Here is a 16,521-nt window from a genome sequence, read left to right on the forward strand (position 1 = left end):
CAAGCCCGCCCCAAGGTCGGTTCAAGCGATTGCAGGTGCCTTGGCGCTCGCCTTGTGCGCCAGCAGGGTGTAGATGCACGGCAACACAAACAAGGTAAACAGCGTGCCAATCGACATCCCGGTGGCAATCACCATACCGATGTCGAACCGGCTGACCGCTCCTGCCCCGCTTGCCAGAATCAGCGGCACCATGCCGAACACCATAGCCGCAGTGGTCATCAGCACCGGCCGCAGGCGAATGGCCGCAGCTTCCTCGATCGCTTCGCGCACACTCAGGCCACGCTCATCGCGTAGCTGATTGGCGAACTCGACGATCAGGATACCGTGCTTGCTGATAAGCCCGATCAATGTCACCAGCCCGACCTGGGTGTAGATGTTCATGCTCGACACACCCAGGAACAGCGGCAAAAGCGCGCCACAGATGGACAACGGCACTGTCACCAGAATCACCAACGGGTCGCGGAAGCTTTCGAACTGTGCAGCCAGCACGAGGAAAATGATCGCCAGCGCCAGGCCGAAGGTGACCCACAATGCGCTGCCTTCCTGTACATACTGGCGGGCCGCGCCGGCGTAGTCGAAGGCAAAGCCTTCCGGGGCCTCTTCGCGAGCGATGTCCTGCACGGTCTTCAGCGCCTCGCCCAGGCTGACCATGGGCACGCCCTGGATGATCGCAGCGTTCAGTTGCTGGAACTGGTTGAGCTGGCGTGGGCGAGCGCGGTCGGTGAGGGTGATCAGGGTGGACAGCGGCAGCAACTGGCCCTGGTCGTTCTTCACGTAGTAGTTGTTCAGCCAGCCGGGGTTGTCGCGGTAAGACCGTTCAACCTGGGCGATCACCTTGTAACTGCGGCCTTCAAGGGTGAAACGGTTGATTTCCGCCTCGCCCAGCAGGGTCGCCAGGGTGCCGCCGAGGGTGTCCATCGATACCCCCATCTGCGCCGCCTTTGCCCGGTCGATGTCCACCACCACTTCGGGCTTGTCGAAGGCAAGATCGATATCGAGGAAGGCGAACTTGCCCGATTCCTGAGCGCGCGTCTTGATGCGCTGGGCCACGTCCAGCAGTGCCGGGTAGTCGCCAGCGGTATTGATTACAAACTGGAATGGCAAGCCCTCGCCAGTGCCGGGCAACGACGGCAGGTTGAAGCCGAAGATCTGCAGCCCGCTGATTTCCTCGAGTTTGGCCTGCACCAGCGGCAGTAGCTCCATCTGTGTGCGTTCGCGCTCGTTCCAAGGCTTGAGCAAAAAACCACCGATACCGGTCTGCACGCCGTTGAAGCCGTTGATCTGAAACGACGAGTAATACTCGGGGAAGGCCTTGAACAGCGGTGTGAACTGGTCGGTGTAGGCGTTGAGGTAGTCGAGGTTGGCCGGTTGAGGCGAGCTGCTCATCATGAAAATCACCCCCTGGTCCTCGTTGGGCGCCAGTTCGTTCTGGGTGAATTTGAGCAGCACCGGGATCAGGCACAGGATGATCACGGCAAACACCAGCACCACCGGCCGGCTGTCGAGGGTGGCGTGCAGCACACGCTGGTAGCGCCCTTTCAGGCGTTCGAACAGCTGGTCGAGGCGGTGGGCCAGGCCGCTCGGGTTCTGCTCCCGGCGCAGCAGCAGGGCGCACATCATCGGTGACAGGGTCAGGGCAACGATACCGGAAATGATCACCGCCCCGGCCAGCGTCAGGGCAAACTCCTTGAACAGCGCGCCGGTGAGCCCGGTGAGGAAGCCGATCGGTGCATACACGGCGGCAAGGGTGATGGTCATGGACACCACTGGCATGGCAATTTCGCGCGCGCCTTCCAGGGCTGCGTCGAACGGCGACTTGCCTTCTTCCATGTGCCGGTGAATGTTCTCCACCACCACAATGGCATCGTCCACCACCAGGCCGATGGCCAGCACCATGGCGAGCAGGGTCAGCAGGTTGAGCGAGTAGCCCATCATCTGCATGAAGAACAGTACACCGATCATCGACAGCGGTATGGTCACCACCGGAATCAGTACCGAGCGCAGGGCACCGAGGAACAGGAACACCACCACGATGACGATCAGCACCGCTTCGCCCAGGGTCTTGATCACTTCGTCGATCGAGGCCTGGATGAACCGCGTGGCGTCGTAGGCAATCGACACTTTCAGTGCCGAGGGCAGCTGGCTTTCCAGCTCAGGCATGATGCGCCGCACTTCCTTGATGACATCCAGTGGGTTGGCGGCCGGGGTGGCTTTGATGCCGATATAGACCGACGGGGTGCCGTCGAACGAGCTGACCGTGTCGTAGTTTTCTGCGCCCATCTCGACCCGCGCCACATCGCCCAGCAGCACGCGGCTGTCACCGCTGGTCTTGAGCGGCAGGGCGGCGAACGCCTCGGCCGACTTCAGCTCGGTGCTGGCGTTGACGCTGGTGACCACGTATTCGCCTTTCACCTCGCCAGCAGCGGAAAGGAAGTTATAGCGGCGTACGGCATTGGTCACGTCGGTAGCCGAAAGGCCGAAACCGGCCAGCTTCACCGGGTCCAGCCAAAGGCGCATCGCGAACACCTGGTTGCCGAGGATCTCCGCCTCGGCCATGCCCGGCAAAGTGGCCAGCTTGGGCTGGATAACCCGTGACAGGTAGTCGGTGATCTGCGGGTTGCTCATTTCCTTGCTGTAGAAGCTGACGTACATCAGCGCCGAGGCGTCGGCAGCTTCCTTGCTCAGTACCGGGTCTTCGGAGTCCTGGGGAAGCTTGTTACGCACCTCATTGGCCTTGGCCAGCAGCTCGGTGAACAGCCGGTCGCTGTCGGCGCCAATGCGCGCGTAAATGGAAATGATCGAGAAGTTCTGCCGGCTCACCGAGGTCATGTAGTCAATGCCTTCGGCGCTGGCCAGGCTTTGCTGCAATGGCTGGGTGATATAGCCCTGAATGGTTTCGGCGTTGGCCCCGGGGTAGGCGGTGGTGACCGTAATCAGGGCGTTTTCCATTTGCGGGTACTGGCGGATCTGCAGCTTGTTCCAGGCCTGGAAGCCGAGCAGCAGAATCAGCAGGCTGACCACGCTGGCCAGCACCGGGCGGCGGATGAACGGGTCGGTGAACGCCATGTCAGCCTCCTGTCAGTCCTTGGCCGCTGCGCCCGGTTCGGGCATGAGGGCGTTGTCCTGGCCAATGCGTATCGCGGCACCGGGTGTGAGTTTCAGCTGCCCGGCGGTGACCACCTGTTCCCCGGCCTGCAGCCCTTCGCGGATCACAACCACGCCGTCTCGGCGCTCGCCAGTTTTTACCGTGCGCTGTTCGGCGATCAGTTGGGGTTGGCCCTTGTCGTCGTATTCCGGTTTGCCGTCCTTGTCCTTTTTCGGTGAGGCGACATACACCGAGTTGCCATACAGGGTGTAGGTAATGGCGCTTTCCGGCACCACCACTTGCGGTTGCGGGTTGGGCAGCAGGATCAACAGGCTGGCGAACATGCCTGGCAGCAGTTTGCCGTCGGGGTTGGCCATGGTGGCGCGTATCAGCAGGTTGCGCGTGGTTTCCTCGACCTTGGGGTTGATGGCGCTGAGGCTGCCGGGGAAGCGCTGACCCGGGTAGGCGGCCACTTGCACCAGCACCTGCTGGCCCAGGCTTAGTTGTGGCAGCGCCTGTTCCGGCACGTTGAAGTCTACGTACAGGCTGGACGTGTCTTGCAGGGTTGCGATCACAGTGCCGGCGGCCAGGTACTGGCCGATGTCCACCTGGCGGATGCCGATGGTGCCGCTGAAAGGTGCATTGATGCGTTTCTTGATCTTCTGCGCCTTAAGCTGCTCGACCACTGCCTGGTTGCGCCGGTACTGGGAGGAAAGGCGGTCGAACTCGCCGCGGGAGATGGCCGAATCGCCCACCAGCTGGCTGCCACGGCCGAAGTCGACCTTGGCCAGGCCCAGGTCGGCCAGGGCGGTACCGAGCAGGGCTGTTTCCTGATCGTCGTTGAGCTGCAAGAGCAGTTGCCCGGCCTTGACCTGCTGGCCTGAGTCGAAGTGCAGGGATTTGACGATGCCTTCCACCTCCAGGCTCAGATCCACGCCCTGCAGCGCCTTGAGGCTGCCGACAGCGGGCAGGCGCTCTTGCCACGGGCGCTGTTCGGCCATGGCAGCTGCCACGGTGATGGGTGGCTTGGGGGCAGTGAACATCTGGATCTGCTGGTAGATCGAGAAGGCTTTGTAACCCCCCAGGGCCAGCACGATCAGCAGAACCACGGCCAACATGATGAGCATGCGGCGGCGCAGCATAGGTCCGGTTCCTTGGATGCAGTTGTTATTCGCTTCTACACGACAACGGGCGATCCTGCCCACGTGTGAATGGGGGAAGTATTGACTGTTTTTCGGGAGGAGGGGTGTGAAATGCCTGTGCCGGCCTTTTCGCGGCTAAAGCCGCTCCTACAGGGACCGTGTAGAACCCTGTGGGATCGGCTTTAGCTGCGAGAAGGCCAGTGAGTGCAACAGAAAAATCAGACGAGATGCAGGTGGTTGTCCCAGAAGCCGGACGGCAGGTTCATCGGTTGCCCGACCAGTTCGGCCTTGCGGCAATCGTAGAACCGGCAGCGGCCCTGCCCGGAGGTGACGACAAAGCCGTCCTTCACCGCGCCAACGCCTGCGCAGTCGGGCATCGGGGCATCCAGCCGCACCGCGCCGCTGTCCAGGTCCCAGACGAACAGGCGGTTGGCCCGCGGTGCAGTCAGCGCCACCAGCCGCAGCTCGCTGTGGATGGCAACGCTCGCGGTGTATTGGGCCATGGCTTGCAGTTGCCGCTCCGGCACCGGGAAGGCCTTGAAGGGCTCGCCCGGGCGCTTGATCGCCAGCAGCTCGGCAGTTTCATCGGCATCGCCCATGAACTGCTGGCAGGCGGCGATGGTGCCATCGCTGGCCACTGCCAGGTGTCGCACGCTGTTCATCTGCTGGGCCAGGGTTTCCTTGCTCAACAGGGTGCCGTCGCGCTGCATCAGCACCAGGCTCGGTTGCATGGCGTCGAGGTTCATCTCGACACGGCTTTCGGCTTCGGTACGGATACCGCCGTTGGCCACGACCAGCGTTTCGCCGTCAGGCAGCCAGGCAACCTCGTGCGGGCCGATACCGTGGGTCGGGATCTCACCGGTGTGCACCAGGCGTTCGCCTTCGAAACGGTACACGCCAAGCACGCCGCGGCCTGGGTCGGTGGTGTCGTTCTCGGTGGCATACAGCCATTCGCCGCCTTTGTGCACGACGGCGTGGCCATAGAAGTGCCGGTTCGGTTGCGAGGCTACCGTTTGCAGCAGGCGCCCGTCACGCAGGTCGATCAGGTAGCTTTCGGTACCTGGGCGGCGGGCGACGAACAGGGCGATTGGTTGCTCGGGGTGGTGGATGATGGCATGGCAACGCTGAGCGACCTGTGTGCTGAACACCTGTGTACCGTCCAGGCGAAAACCTACGGCATAGTGCTGGCCGTCGCCGTTGTCACGCGCCGAGAGCAGCAGGGGTTCGCTGCCTTTGCTGCGGAACAGGCTCCAGCCGCCCAAGGTGAGGGCACTGAGCAATACGCTACCGAGTTTGAGTGCCTGGCGTCGCAGCATGATCAGTCACCGTCGTTGGCATTGAAGCCCAGCTGGATGTTCAGCGCCTTGGCCAGATCGCCTTCGTGCAGGCGGTGGACGACGTTCAAGCTGTCGTAGATCTGGTTGAGGGTTTGCTGGCCGGCGTCGTCGGCCAGCAGCTCACCGAGCGTTTTCTGGTTGTCGGCCAGTAACTTGAGCGAGGTAGCGTAGGCGGCGTCGATCTTGTCCGCCAGCGCTTTCTGATCGCTGGGCAACAAGCCGCGCAGGCCCTGGTTGTCTACCCCGACCCAGACGGCTTCGGCGGCCTTGAGGCTGGCCTGCAGGCTGTTCATCGAGTTGTGGCTGCGCCAGGCCTCGGCCTGCAGCGGCTGCGGGATGCCCTTGCTCTGACGGCCCATCGGTGCGCCGAGCTTCTTCTTCAGGGTGTCCAGGGCGGTAACCTGGGCGCGCAGCAGATCGGCGATAGCCTCGTGGGAGTCGGCATAGCGCTGGTTGGGGAACTTGGTCATCTGCGAAAGCATGCCATCGGTGCTGTTCCAGCCTTTGAGAATCTCCTCTGCCAGGGCTTTCTGGTGTGCGCCGATGGCCACCAGCAGCGGGCAGTAGCGGGCTTTCTGTTCGGCAGTGGTGATGTCCGGCTTGCTGTCGAACAGGATGTACTCATAGGCCGACAAGCCACGCACCACTACGCTGGACTTGCCCAAAACCTCAGCATCAACTGGCTTGTCGCCGTTGACCAGTTGCTCGACCTGACGGCCGACCAGGTTTTTCTTGTCGGGCCAGAATTGTACCTGCCAGGCGCGGTTGCCTTCGGCCAACGGACCGACCAGCAGCGGTTGCAGCTCGGCCCAGGCTTTTTGTGCGTTGAGGAAGTCGGCGCGGGCTTTTTCCAGGCTTTCCTTGCCTTCGCAGTAGGCCAGGGCGCTGGCAGCCAGCGTACGGTCGGCTTCGACCCAGCGGCTGTAGGTAGGGAGGATCACCTGGTTGGCGATGGCGGCGGAGGTCACTGCTTGCGGGTCTTGTGGCGAGCAGGCACCGAGGGCGAGTGCGGCGAGGCTGGTGAACAACAGTTTGGGTCGGAACATGCCCGGCTCCTTTGCGCGTTTAAAGTGAGTTCAGGAACGCGAGCAACGCAGCGCGCTGCTCGGCATCGAAAGTGAGTACGAAATTGCGTGCCGCCTCGGCTTCGCCACCGTGCCACAGCACGGCCTCAAGCAGGTTGCGGGCGCGGCCGTCATGCAGGAACTGGCTATGGCCACTGACCGTTTCGCTCAGGCCGATGCCCCACAGTGGCGGCGTACGCCAGTCCTGGCCGTTGGCGGCGAATTCGGTGCGCTCGTCGGCCAGCCCCGGGCCCATGTCATGCAGCAGCAGGTCGCTGTAGGGGCGGATGACCTGGTTGGCCAACGCGGGTTCGGTGGCGTCGGCGGCGGTGGTGAACTGCGGTGTGTGGCAACCTTGGCAACCCGCCTGGTAGAACAGGTTCTTGCCCGCCAGTACCTGTGGCGAGCCGACGTCGCGGCGGGCCGGCACAGCCAGGTTGCGGGTGTAGAACGTGACCAGGCGCAGGATATTGTCGCTGACTTCTTTCTCGCCATCGGCACCGTCGCCGTTGGGCGCAGCCAGGCAGCCGGTTTGTGCCGGGGTGCAATCGTCGTTGGGCAGCAGGGTGCTGGTCAGGCCCATGTCGCCGGCAAAGGCGTGCACGTTCTGCTGGTTGACGTTGGGCTGCCCGGCTTTCCAGCCGAAGCGGCCGATCACTGTTTTGCCCTGGGCGTCGTCCCACACACGGTTGGCCCGCCCGCGGATACCATCGCGGTTACGGTCGTCCGGGTCTTCGTTGGCCAGCAGGTCGGCTTCGGGGATCGCTTCAAGCAGGCCCAGGCCGATCATCGGTGGTGCCACCCGCGCAGAAAAGCGCGTGTCGGGGTGCATCACTCCATAGCCGAGCTGGGTGATTTGCAGGGCCGGCTTGCGCAGCTCGACCTGGTGGCCGTCCTTGAATGACACGGTTTCGCGGGCGTAGCTCACCCGCACCTTGCCTTCGGGCGCCACGCCGGGGACGGCCATGTCCTGCAACTGGGTGCCGTAGACGGGCTCTGGCACCACGCCAAGGCGCTCGATCACTTTGGCCAGGTAGGGTTGGTCGGGGAGCGACAGGCGCACCAGCATACCCACGGCGTTGCTGTCGCCCGGCTCTGGCGGGTGGCCACGGCCGTCGCGCACGTGGCAGTTCTGACAGGCGTTGGTATTGAACAACGGGCCCAGACCATCACGCGCGGTGGTGGTTGACGGTGCGATCACCCAGGGGTTGCGAAAGAAGCTGTTACCCACGGCGAAGTCCAGGCGCTGCTCTGGCGAGAGGTTGGCCGAGGGCAGGGAATAGGCATTGCGGTCGCTGCGCTGCACGGTCGCCTGGCCACCCGACAACGCTTCGCCGGGCTCGGCGTGGGTAAAACGCGGGGCGTCGTCACAGGCGGCCAAGGCCAGGGTCAGCAGCAGGGGAGGGAGTCGGGACAGCGACAAGGACATCTAGAATCCTGGGCGTGAGCGAAAAACCGGCGTGCAGCTTAGCAGGCCCAGGATCATTGAATAAGAGCAATTTGCGTTTGCTTGATGAAATCGCTGCGAGCGCGGTTGGTCAGGCCAAATAGAGCATGAAGTGTCGGTTGACCAGGTTGACGATCAGGTTCTTGTTGCCGCCACCGCGATTATCGCCGGTGACTTCGATCACTTCTTCGCTGGTGTATTCCATGGAGGAGGCGGTAATGCACTTGATTGCGTCCATGTGCGCAGGTTGCCAGTAATCCTGGAATATCCAGATGCTGGTGTCGGCAGACGGGCCGAGGATCAGGCGCAAGGCCTTGTGGTTCTCAGTGGATCTGCCGATCCACGGGATGGCCAGCGAGCCATTCCAGACGTGCTGGGCGCCGACTGCCAGGCTGTTGCTGCGGTTTTCACCGTCGATCAGGGTCAGGGTATAAGGCGTGTTATTGGCGATGGAGCGCAAGTAGGTGACGTTGGCCATGTAGTGTTTCCTTTCAATGTTCAGTTTTCGGGCGTGGTAACGGGCTGGTCGGGGCGCGATAGACATAGGCCGCGAGCAAGGTGATTTCGTTGAACGGAGGGTCGAGCTCGGCTGGATGAAAGCGTCCGAGCAGCTGCATCCCTTGGTCGATGGCGACTGCCTCGAACATACGGCGGTCAGTTTCGTTGGGGTCGTACAGGTAGATCTTGCCGTGGCGGGCAACTACCCGGCACATTTCCTCGGCCACATGCCGGGTGATCGGAGCGCCCATCAGCGTCACGTGAGGGACTGCATGGTCGTCGAGGGGAAAATCCGGAGCATCGTATTCCCATACGACGATGAGGTTGGGAATGTGCCCGCCAGCGAACGGCCCGTTGGAGATGAGCTGGCCAGCCTTGTTCAGGTTGTACGCATCGTTGAATCCGGTGATGAGGTCTTCCCCATTCATGCGCTGGACGATTCGGCCTTCGCCCCAGACATCAAGAATCTGCAGCACTGTGCCTCCTGTTAGGTTTGATCGAAGGCCTACAGGATGAGCATCTGCGCGCACGCCAGGCAGCGGGAAGCGTTTTACCCGGCAGCAAACGAAAACGCCCGGCACAAGGCCGGGCGTTCGCGATGAAGCGCTACAGCAGGATCAGAACTCGTGATCCGCAGTGTCCGGGTTCAGGTTGGCAATGCCCAGCTTGCCCGCGGCCTGCTCGATCGACCCGGTCTGCTTGACCAGGGCGGCGATGGCGTCCCGTACAACCTGGTTGCCGGCAGCGTTGTCGGCGGCGATCAGTTGGTCGTAGTGCTCGCCTTTGAGGGCATGGTCGACGATCACCTGAAGCTTGGCCTCGGTGGCTTCCAGATCGGCCTTGAGGGTTGCATCGGCGGCCGGGTCAACCTTGGCGACCAGCGACGACAGGCTAGGGCCGGTCAACTTGGTGCCGTCCGGGCGGGTGTACTCGCCCAGGTAGACGTTGCGGATGCCCTTGGCGTCGTAGAAGTGCGAGTAGTGGGTGTTGTCGCTGAAGCAGTCTTGCTCGTCTTCCGGCGAGTTGGCTTCCAGCGAAACTTTCATGCGCTCGCCAGCCAGTTCGCCCAGCGACAGGCTGCCCATGCCGAACAGCATCTTGCGCAGGCCGTCGTTGACAGGCTCGGCTTCCAGCTTGGCGCGGTAGTTGTCGGCGACGTTCGGTGCCCAGTTGCCGACCATCTCTTCGAGGTCGGTGACCAGCAGGTCGGTAACCGCTTTCAGGTAGGCGCGGCGGCGGTCATTGTGGCCGCCGGTAGCGCCCTGGCCTTCCAGGTAGTCGGATGCCGGGCGGTTGCCAGCGCCAGGGCCGGTGCCGTTCAGGTCCTGGCCCCAGAGCAGGAATTCGATGGCGTGATAGCCCGTGGCGACGTTGGCCTCGGAGCCAGCCAGCTCGTTCAGGCTAGCCAGTTTTTCGGGGGTAATGTCCTTGACGTCGACCTTCTCTTCGCCCACCTGGATCTCGGTGTTGGCGATGATGTTGGCGCTGGCCCCCGGGTTGCCCAAGGCGTGCTCGTAGCTCTTGTCGACGTAGTCGATCAGGCCTTCGTCCAAGGGCCAGGCGTTCACCTGGCCTTCCCAGTCGTCGATGATGGTGTTGCCAAAGCGGAAGGTTTCGCTCTGCAGGTACGGTACGCGCGCGGCGAACCAGGCTTCCTTGGCGGCTTTCAGGGTTTCGTCGTTGGGCTTGGCCAGGAACGCGTCGACTGCGGTCTGCAGCGTCTTGGCAGTGCTCAGCGAGTCGCTGTACACGGCGTAGACCATGTCGGTGTAATGCTTGACCACGGCTTTGCCGGCTGCTTCGTCGACAGCCCCTGACGCAACAGCGGTGGTGGCGGCAGCAGGTGCCTGTGCTTGCGGCGCGGCGGCTTTTTCGTCCTTGCCTTCACCGCAACCGGCGAGGGCGATGGCAATGGCCAGCAGACTGGCGGAGGCCAGAGGCATTCGAATCATTATTGGTTTTCCTGCATCGTGTGGTTGGACCAAAGGGGTGGACCGTGCGCCGTGGCACGCAAAACTACAACATCATGCGAAAGATTTGCATTTGCTGTAAAGGGGCGGGCGCGCAATTCATGAAAATCAGGGGCTCGGCCTGTAACCGGGCAGGTGCCTCAGGACACCGAAACCCGGTTGCGTTGCGCTTGTTTGAGGAAATGGGTCAGTTCACGGGCCGAAAGGGGCTTGCTGTAGTGGTAGCCCTGGCCCTCGTGGCAACCCTGGGCCACGATGTAGGTTTCCTGCTCGGCCGTTTCCACGCCCTCGGCGATCACCTGCATCCCCAGGCTCTTGCCCAGCTGGATGATGGCGCGAACGATGGTGGCGTCGTCATCGTCGTCGAGCAGGTCCTGCACGAAACTCTTGTCGATCTTGATCTTGTCCAGTGGCAGCGACTTCAGATAGCTGAGTGACGAGTAGCCGGTGCCGAAGTCGTCGATGGCAATCAGCGCCCCGGAGCGGCGCAGGCTCAACAGGTGCTGGGCGGCGGTGCTGATGTCTTCCATCAGGCCGGTTTCGGTGACTTCCAGTTCCAGGCTGCGCGGTGGTAGGCGATAGGCTTGCAGCAGGTTGTTGACCACCCGTGGCAACTCGCTGTGGTGCAGTTGCACGGTAGACAGGTTGACCGCCATGCGCAGGTCGCTGAAGCCTTGGTCGTGCCATTCGCGCAGTTGCCGGCAGGCCTGGTCAAGCACCCATTCGCCGATGCTGATGATGCTGCCATTCTGCTCGGCCAAGGGGATGAACTGGTCGGGTGGCACCATGCCCAGTTCCGGGTGCTGCCAGCGCAGCAGGGCCTCTACGCCAACCACTCGGTGGTCGCGGTAGCTGATCTGTGGCTGATACACCAGGTACAGCTGGTTGCGAGGCAGGGCTTCACGCAGGTCCTTTTCCAGTTCGCGACGGCGACGCATCTCGCTGTCGACGCTGGCGATATAGAACTGGTAGCGGTTTCGCGAGCGGGCCTTGGCCAGGGTCATGGTCTGTTCGGCTTTCTGCAGCAGTTTTTCGGTGCTGTCACCGTCTTCGGGGAACAGGGTGATGCCGATGGTCGCACGCAGGCGGATTTGCTCGTGGTCGAGGTCGAACGGTACTTCCAGGTCATCAAGGATGCTTTGCGCCAGTTCGGCAGCCTCGTAGGGCTGTTCGATATTGGCCTGTACCAGGGCGAACTGGTCGCCGCCCAGCCGCGCCAGAGCGCCCAGGCGGCCGCTGTGGGCGCGTAGTCGATCGGCCAGGGCCAGCAGCAACTGGTCACCGACCTGGTAGCTGAATTGTTCGTTGATACCCTTGAAGTCGTCCAGGCCAACGCACAGCACTGCCACACGGTGCTGCAGGCGGCCGCCGTCGACGAGGATCTTGTCCAGTTGCTGCTGCAGTTGCTGGCGGTTGGGCAGGCCGGTGAGGAAGTCGTACTGGGCCATGCGCTGCAGGCTGTTTTCCGCCTCGTGACGCAGATGGGTGTTGCGCTCGATCGAGGCCAGCAACTGGTTGGCGGTGTTCACCCACAGGCCCAGTTCGTTTTTCTCGTGGCCCTTGAGCAGCGGTATCTGGTGCTGGCTGGGGCGGTCAGGGTTGATCTGGGTGAGGTGCTCGATGATCTTCGACAGCGGTTTTGTCAGCAGCCAGTGGTAGACCAGGTAGAGCACCAGGCCCATGGCCATGGCCCGCAGCACGCCGGATATGAAGATGATCACCGCGTTGATCAGGAAATCTTTGCCGTAGGAGGAGGTATCGAGGGTAATGCTGAGGTCGCCGTAGTATTCGCTGTAAGGGCCACGGCCGACCAGTTGCGTGGTGTAGGTGCGCTCCTGGCCGAGGATGAGGTCGGTGAGCCAGCGCATGGACATGTCCTGCAGCGGGCGGGACTTTTCTGCCAGCATGGTTTCGTTGGGGTGGCCAATGGAGGCCATGCGCACTGATTCGTCCTGGAACAGGCCTTCCATGACCTGCATGCCCATTTCACGGTCGAGGCTGTAAACCGCCTGGGTCGAGGGATCGCGGAACATGTCGAGGATGCGCTGGGCATCGTTGTCCACGGCCTGGCGGGTCTTGTAGGTGTCATAGATGATTTGCGCACAGCTGAGCACGACGCCAACCGCCAACGCCGACAGCAGCACAACCCTGAGCAACTTGACCGACAAGCTGTTCCGCAATTCCAGCTTCAATGGGGTTTCCTTAATCCATGCGCATGGCATCATTTTGCCATCAACGATGACGATACACTACCGGCCGATCATGAGCAGTGTATCGGTTGCCTGACCCCGCAACTTGAATGCGCTGTATCAATCTTCCAGAGGTTTGATGTTAGCGCGCTATGCGGGCTGAGCAAGCAAAACCGTGCCAGCCTTTTTGCGGGCAACACAGGCACAAAAAAACCCGGCACATGGCCGGGTTTCTCGTTCAAGGCCGAATGACTCAGGCCTTGAAGGTCTTGCCTTCGAACTGCTCGGCAACGAAGGCCCAGTTGACCAGGTTCCAGAACGCTTCGACATACTTCGGACGCAGGTTGCGGTAGTCGATGTAGTAGGCGTGTTCCCAGACGTCGCAGGTCAGCAGCGGGGTGTCGCCGCTGGTCAGTGGGCAGCCGGCGCCGATGGTGCTGGCCAGGGCCAGGGAACCGTCAGCTTTCTTCACCAGCCAGCCCCAGCCGGAACCGAAGGTGCCAACCGAAGTCTTGGTGAACTCTTCCTTGAACTTGTCGAAGGAACCGAAAGCGGCGTTGATGGCTTCAGCCAGTGCACCGGTAGGCTGGCCGCCGCCGTTTGGCGACAGGCAGTTCCAGTAGAAGGTGTGGTTCCAGACTTGAGCGGCGTTGTTGAAGATGCCGCCCGAAGAGCTCTTGACGATCTCTTCCAGGGTCTTGCCTTCGAATTCGGTGCCTGGGACCAGGTTGTTCAGGTTCACGACATAGGTGTTGTGGTGCTTGTCGTGGTGATACTCCAGGGTTTCCTTGGAGATGTGCGGCTGCAGAGCATCATGGGCGTACGGCAGCGGCGGCAATTCAAAAGCCATGGTGGATCTCCTGATTCAGGTCTGTTTGCGGTTTGCGCAAGGCCGATCACGGGCGGCCCGATAAGCGTCGGCGAGTCTGTACTCTTTGCGACGCAAGGGCTGGATCATAGCACCGGGCCCGGCGCATAACCACGCAACAAACATAGGGAATAGAGGTTCCGCAGGGGTTGGGCTGTGCCGACCGGCGGCTCGGCGTTGCGCGGGTGTTGCCTGCAAGACCGCGTGCCGCTCGATCTTGCCGTTGATGAATATGCCGCGCCCCGGGGTCAGTTGAAGATCAATTGCGCCGCCACCGCGAACATCATCACCGCCACCATCAGGTCGAGCATGCGCCAGGTCGCCGGCCGCGCCAGCCACGGTGCCAGCCACGCCGCGCCAATGGCCAGGGTCGAGAACCACAGCAGCGAAGCGCTGGCCGCACCGGCCACGTAGGCGCCAGGGGCGGACTGTTGGGCGCCCAGCGAGCCGATCAGCAACACCGTGTCGAGGTACACGTGCGGGTTCAGCAGGGTCACCGCCAAGGCGCTGAGCAGTACGGCGCGACGTGAGCGAACGCCTTGGCCTTGCTGGTGCTGCAGGCTCTGCTTGGAGCAGGCGCTGCGCAGCGCCTTGGCGCCGTACCAGATCAGGAACACTGCGCCGCCCCAGCGGGCAATCGCCAGCAAGGTCGGGTTGTGTGCCAGCACGGTGGCCAGGCCGAATACCCCGGCGGCCACGAGGATGGCGTCACAGACGATGCACAGCGCTGCCACCGGCAGGTGATGCTCACGGCGCAGGCTCTGGGCGAGGACAAAGGCGTTCTGGGCGCCGATGGCCATGATCAGGCCGAAGGCCACCAGCATGCCATTGAGATAGCTTTGCCACATGGCAGGGCTCTCCAAAAAAGGGTCACGAAAGATGCTGGCCATTGTGATGGTCGGCGCTGTATAAGAAAAACAAATAAAGCTGATCACCCATTAGGAAAATAGATGTTCGACTACAAACTGCTGGCTGCCCTCGCGGCAGTGATCGAACAAGGCGGTTTCGAGCGTGCGGCGCAGGTGCTGGGCTTGTCGCAATCGGCGATTTCCCAGCGTATCAAGTTGCTTGAGGCGCGGGTCGGCCAGCCGGTGCTGGTACGTGCCTCGCCGCCCGGCACGACCGAAGTCGGCCGCCAGCTACTCAACCATGTGCAGCAGGTGCGCCTGCTTGAACGCGACCTGCAGCGCCAGGTACCGGCGCTGGACGAAGAGGGCATGCCGGAGCGCCTGCGCATCGCTCTCAACGCCGATAGCCTGGCCACCTGGTGGGCCGGCGCGGTGGGCAACTTCTGCGCACAACAGAACGTGCTGACCGACCTGGTGGTTGAGGACCAGGAAGTGGGCCTGAAACGCATGCGTGCCGGCGAAGTGGCGGCCTGCCTGTGTGGGAGTGAGCGGCCGGTCGCCGGCGCACGCAGTTTGCCACTGGGGGCCATGCGCTACCGGGCATTGGCCAGTCCCGTGTTCATGGCGCGGCACTTCCCCCAAGGTTTTGTCGCCAGCCGTTTGGCCCGTACTCCAGCGATCGTGTACGGCCCGGACGATTTCCTGCAGCATCGCTACCTGGCATCGCTGGGCATTGAGGGTGGTTTCCTGCACCACCTGTGCCCTTCATCCGAAGGCTTCCTGCGCATGACCGAGGCCGGGTTGGGGTGGGGCCTGGTGCCCGAACTGCAGGCCCGGGAGCAACTGGGCAGTGGGCAATTGGTGGAAATCTGCCGCGATACCCCTATCGATGTGCCGCTGTACTGGCATCATTGGCGCAATGGCGGGCAATTGCTCGCGCAACTGACCGACCACCTGCGGCACACCGCACAGCATTGGCTGGTGCCCTTGTAGCCATGGCTGACGTCAGTTGCATCTGAAATCTGGCAAGACGGAGTGTTACATGCGAATTCTGGTCACCGGCGCGAGTGGCTTCATTGGCGGGCGCTTTGCGCGTTTCGCCCTGGAGCAAGGCCTGGACGTGCGCGTCAGCGGCCGCCGTGCCGAAGGGGTCGAGCATCTGGTCAAGCGTGGCGCACAGTTCATCCCGGGCGACCTGGGTGACGCCGAGCTGGCCCGGCGTTTGTGCCAGGGTGTCGAAGCCGTGGTGCACTGCGCTGGCGCAGTGGGTAACTGGGGGCGCTATCAGGATTTCTACCAAGGCAACGTGGTGGTGACCGAGAACGTGGTCGAGGGCTGCCTGAAAGAGCACGTACGGCGCCTGGTGCACCTGTCTTCTCCGTCGATCTACTTCAATGGCCGTTCGCGTCTGGACGTCCGTGAAGACCAGGTACCGCGTCGCTTCCACGATCACTATGGGCAAACCAAGTACCTGGCCGAGCAGAAAGTGTTCGGCGCCCAGGAGTTCGGCCTGGAAGTGCTGGCGCTGCGCCCGCGCTTCGTCACCGGCGCGGGCGATGCCAGTATCTTCCCGCGGCTGATGCAGATGCAGCGCAAAGGGCGTGTGGCGATCATCGGCAACGGCCTGAACAAGGTCGATTTCACCAGTGTGCACAACCTCAACGAGGCGCTGCTGAGTGCATTGTTCGCTGATGACCGGGCGCTGGGCCAGGCTTACAACATAAGCAACGGCCAGCCACTGCCGCTGTGGGACGTGGTCAACTACGTGATGCGCCAGATGCAGCTTCCCCAGGTGACCCGCTACCGTTCCTATGGCCTTGCCTACAGCCTGGCCGCGCTGAACGAGGCGGCCTGCATGTTATGGCCAGGGCGCCCGCAACCGACATTGTCGCGCCTGGGAATGCAGGTGATGAGCCGGGATTTCACCCTGGATATCAGCCGTGCCCGGCAGTACCTGGACTACCAGCCCAAGGTCAGCCTGTGGGCGGCGGTGGATGAATTCTGCGGCTGGTGGAAGCATTTGCCGCCCGGCTGACAATGGTCATCAATGCGCCGCGCTGGCGGTTTATACTC

General features: G+C 62.5%; 13 protein-coding genes. 2 read left to right on the top strand and 11 right to left on the bottom strand.

All coding sequences use genetic code 11. From position 1 onward, the window contains the following. Window positions 1-21: 21 nt before the first annotated feature. From FQ668_RS04085 to FQ668_RS04135, 11 genes are all read right to left on the bottom strand, one after another. Window positions 22-3,066: a multidrug efflux RND transporter permease subunit gene (locus FQ668_RS04085; protein WP_014589793.1), complete on the bottom strand. Its 3,045-nt coding sequence runs from the start codon at window positions 3,064-3,066 to the stop codon at window positions 22-24. 12 nt (window positions 3,067-3,078) lie between these two features. Beyond that, on the bottom strand, window positions 3,079-4,227 hold the full coding sequence (locus FQ668_RS04090; protein WP_014589794.1) for an efflux RND transporter periplasmic adaptor subunit: 1,149 nt from the start codon (window positions 4,225-4,227) through the stop codon (window positions 3,079-3,081). Window positions 4,228-4,445: 218 nt separating this feature from the next. After that, window positions 4,446-5,543 (bottom strand): DUF1513 domain-containing protein, encoded by a 1,098-nt coding sequence (locus tag FQ668_RS04095; protein ID WP_010952112.1) that lies wholly within the window; start codon window positions 5,541-5,543, stop codon window positions 4,446-4,448. A 2-nt stretch (window positions 5,544-5,545) separates the two neighbouring features. Next, the gene (locus FQ668_RS04100; protein ID WP_019439055.1) at window positions 5,546-6,610 is read right to left on the bottom strand and encodes an imelysin family protein; all 1,065 of its coding nucleotides are present in this window, start codon (window positions 6,608-6,610) and stop codon (window positions 5,546-5,548) included. 19 nt (window positions 6,611-6,629) lie between these two features. Continuing rightward, complete coding sequence (locus tag FQ668_RS04105; RefSeq protein ID WP_019439054.1) at window positions 6,630-8,057, bottom strand: di-heme oxidoredictase family protein; 1,428 nt, start codon at window positions 8,055-8,057, stop codon at window positions 6,630-6,632. A 109-nt stretch (window positions 8,058-8,166) separates the two neighbouring features. Further along, a complete protein-coding gene (locus FQ668_RS04110) occupies window positions 8,167-8,553 on the bottom strand; it encodes a hypothetical protein (protein WP_014589797.1) in 387 nt (128 codons plus the stop codon). A 13-nt stretch (window positions 8,554-8,566) separates the two neighbouring features. Then, entirely contained in the window at window positions 8,567-9,049 is a 483-nt protein-coding gene (locus FQ668_RS04115; protein ID WP_014589798.1) for a hypothetical protein, read from the bottom strand. Between the two features lie 141 nt (window positions 9,050-9,190). After that, window positions 9,191-10,525 carry an imelysin family protein gene (locus FQ668_RS04120; RefSeq protein ID WP_014589799.1) on the bottom strand — a complete coding sequence of 445 codons (1,335 nt, stop codon included), beginning with the start codon at window positions 10,523-10,525 and terminating at the stop codon, window positions 9,191-9,193. A gap of 158 nt (window positions 10,526-10,683) precedes the next feature. Continuing rightward, complete coding sequence (locus tag FQ668_RS04125; protein ID WP_014589800.1) at window positions 10,684-12,735, bottom strand: bifunctional diguanylate cyclase/phosphodiesterase; 2,052 nt, start codon at window positions 12,733-12,735, stop codon at window positions 10,684-10,686. A gap of 250 nt (window positions 12,736-12,985) precedes the next feature. Next, entirely contained in the window at window positions 12,986-13,582 is a 597-nt protein-coding gene (locus tag FQ668_RS04130; protein WP_012312902.1) for a superoxide dismutase, read from the bottom strand. A gap of 266 nt (window positions 13,583-13,848) precedes the next feature. Continuing rightward, window positions 13,849-14,448: a LysE/ArgO family amino acid transporter gene (locus FQ668_RS04135; protein WP_003255185.1), complete on the bottom strand. Its 600-nt coding sequence runs from the start codon at window positions 14,446-14,448 to the stop codon at window positions 13,849-13,851. Between the two features lie 102 nt (window positions 14,449-14,550). Here FQ668_RS04135 and FQ668_RS04140 point away from each other — a divergent pair, with 102 nt between their 5' ends. Continuing rightward, the gene (locus FQ668_RS04140) at window positions 14,551-15,441 is read left to right on the top strand and encodes a LysR family transcriptional regulator ArgP (RefSeq protein WP_019439053.1); all 891 of its coding nucleotides are present in this window, start codon (window positions 14,551-14,553) and stop codon (window positions 15,439-15,441) included. Between the two features lie 49 nt (window positions 15,442-15,490). Further along, window positions 15,491-16,483 carry an NAD(P)-dependent oxidoreductase gene (locus FQ668_RS04145; RefSeq protein WP_014589802.1) on the top strand — a complete coding sequence of 331 codons (993 nt, stop codon included), beginning with the start codon at window positions 15,491-15,493 and terminating at the stop codon, window positions 16,481-16,483. Window positions 16,484-16,521: the final 38 nt, after the last annotated feature.

The organism is Pseudomonas sp. Kh14 (assembly GCF_900291005.1).
Taxonomy (GTDB): Bacteria; Pseudomonadota; Gammaproteobacteria; order Pseudomonadales; family Pseudomonadaceae; genus Aquipseudomonas; species Aquipseudomonas alloputida.

Coding starts and splice junctions, on each gene's coding strand:
- FQ668_RS04140 (WP_019439053.1), top strand. CDS start 14,551: ATGTTCGACTACAAACTGCTGGCTGCCCTCGCGGCAGTGATCGAACAA.
- FQ668_RS04105 (WP_019439054.1), bottom strand. CDS start 8,057: ATGTCCTTGTCGCTGTCCCGACTCCCTCCCCTGCTGCTGACCCTGGCC.
- FQ668_RS04090 (WP_014589794.1), bottom strand. CDS start 4,227: ATGCTGCGCCGCCGCATGCTCATCATGTTGGCCGTGGTTCTGCTGATC.
- FQ668_RS04100 (WP_019439055.1), bottom strand. CDS start 6,610: ATGTTCCGACCCAAACTGTTGTTCACCAGCCTCGCCGCACTCGCCCTC.
- FQ668_RS04095 (WP_010952112.1), bottom strand. CDS start 5,543: ATGCTGCGACGCCAGGCACTCAAACTCGGTAGCGTATTGCTCAGTGCC.
- FQ668_RS04145 (WP_014589802.1), top strand. CDS start 15,491: ATGCGAATTCTGGTCACCGGCGCGAGTGGCTTCATTGGCGGGCGCTTT.
- FQ668_RS04120 (WP_014589799.1), bottom strand. CDS start 10,525: ATGATTCGAATGCCTCTGGCCTCCGCCAGTCTGCTGGCCATTGCCATC.
- FQ668_RS04135 (WP_003255185.1), bottom strand. CDS start 14,448: ATGTGGCAAAGCTATCTCAATGGCATGCTGGTGGCCTTCGGCCTGATC.
- FQ668_RS04110 (WP_014589797.1), bottom strand. CDS start 8,553: ATGGCCAACGTCACCTACTTGCGCTCCATCGCCAATAACACGCCTTAT.
- FQ668_RS04085 (WP_014589793.1), bottom strand. CDS start 3,066: ATGGCGTTCACCGACCCGTTCATCCGCCGCCCGGTGCTGGCCAGCGTG.
- FQ668_RS04130 (WP_012312902.1), bottom strand. CDS start 13,582: ATGGCTTTTGAATTGCCGCCGCTGCCGTACGCCCATGATGCTCTGCAG.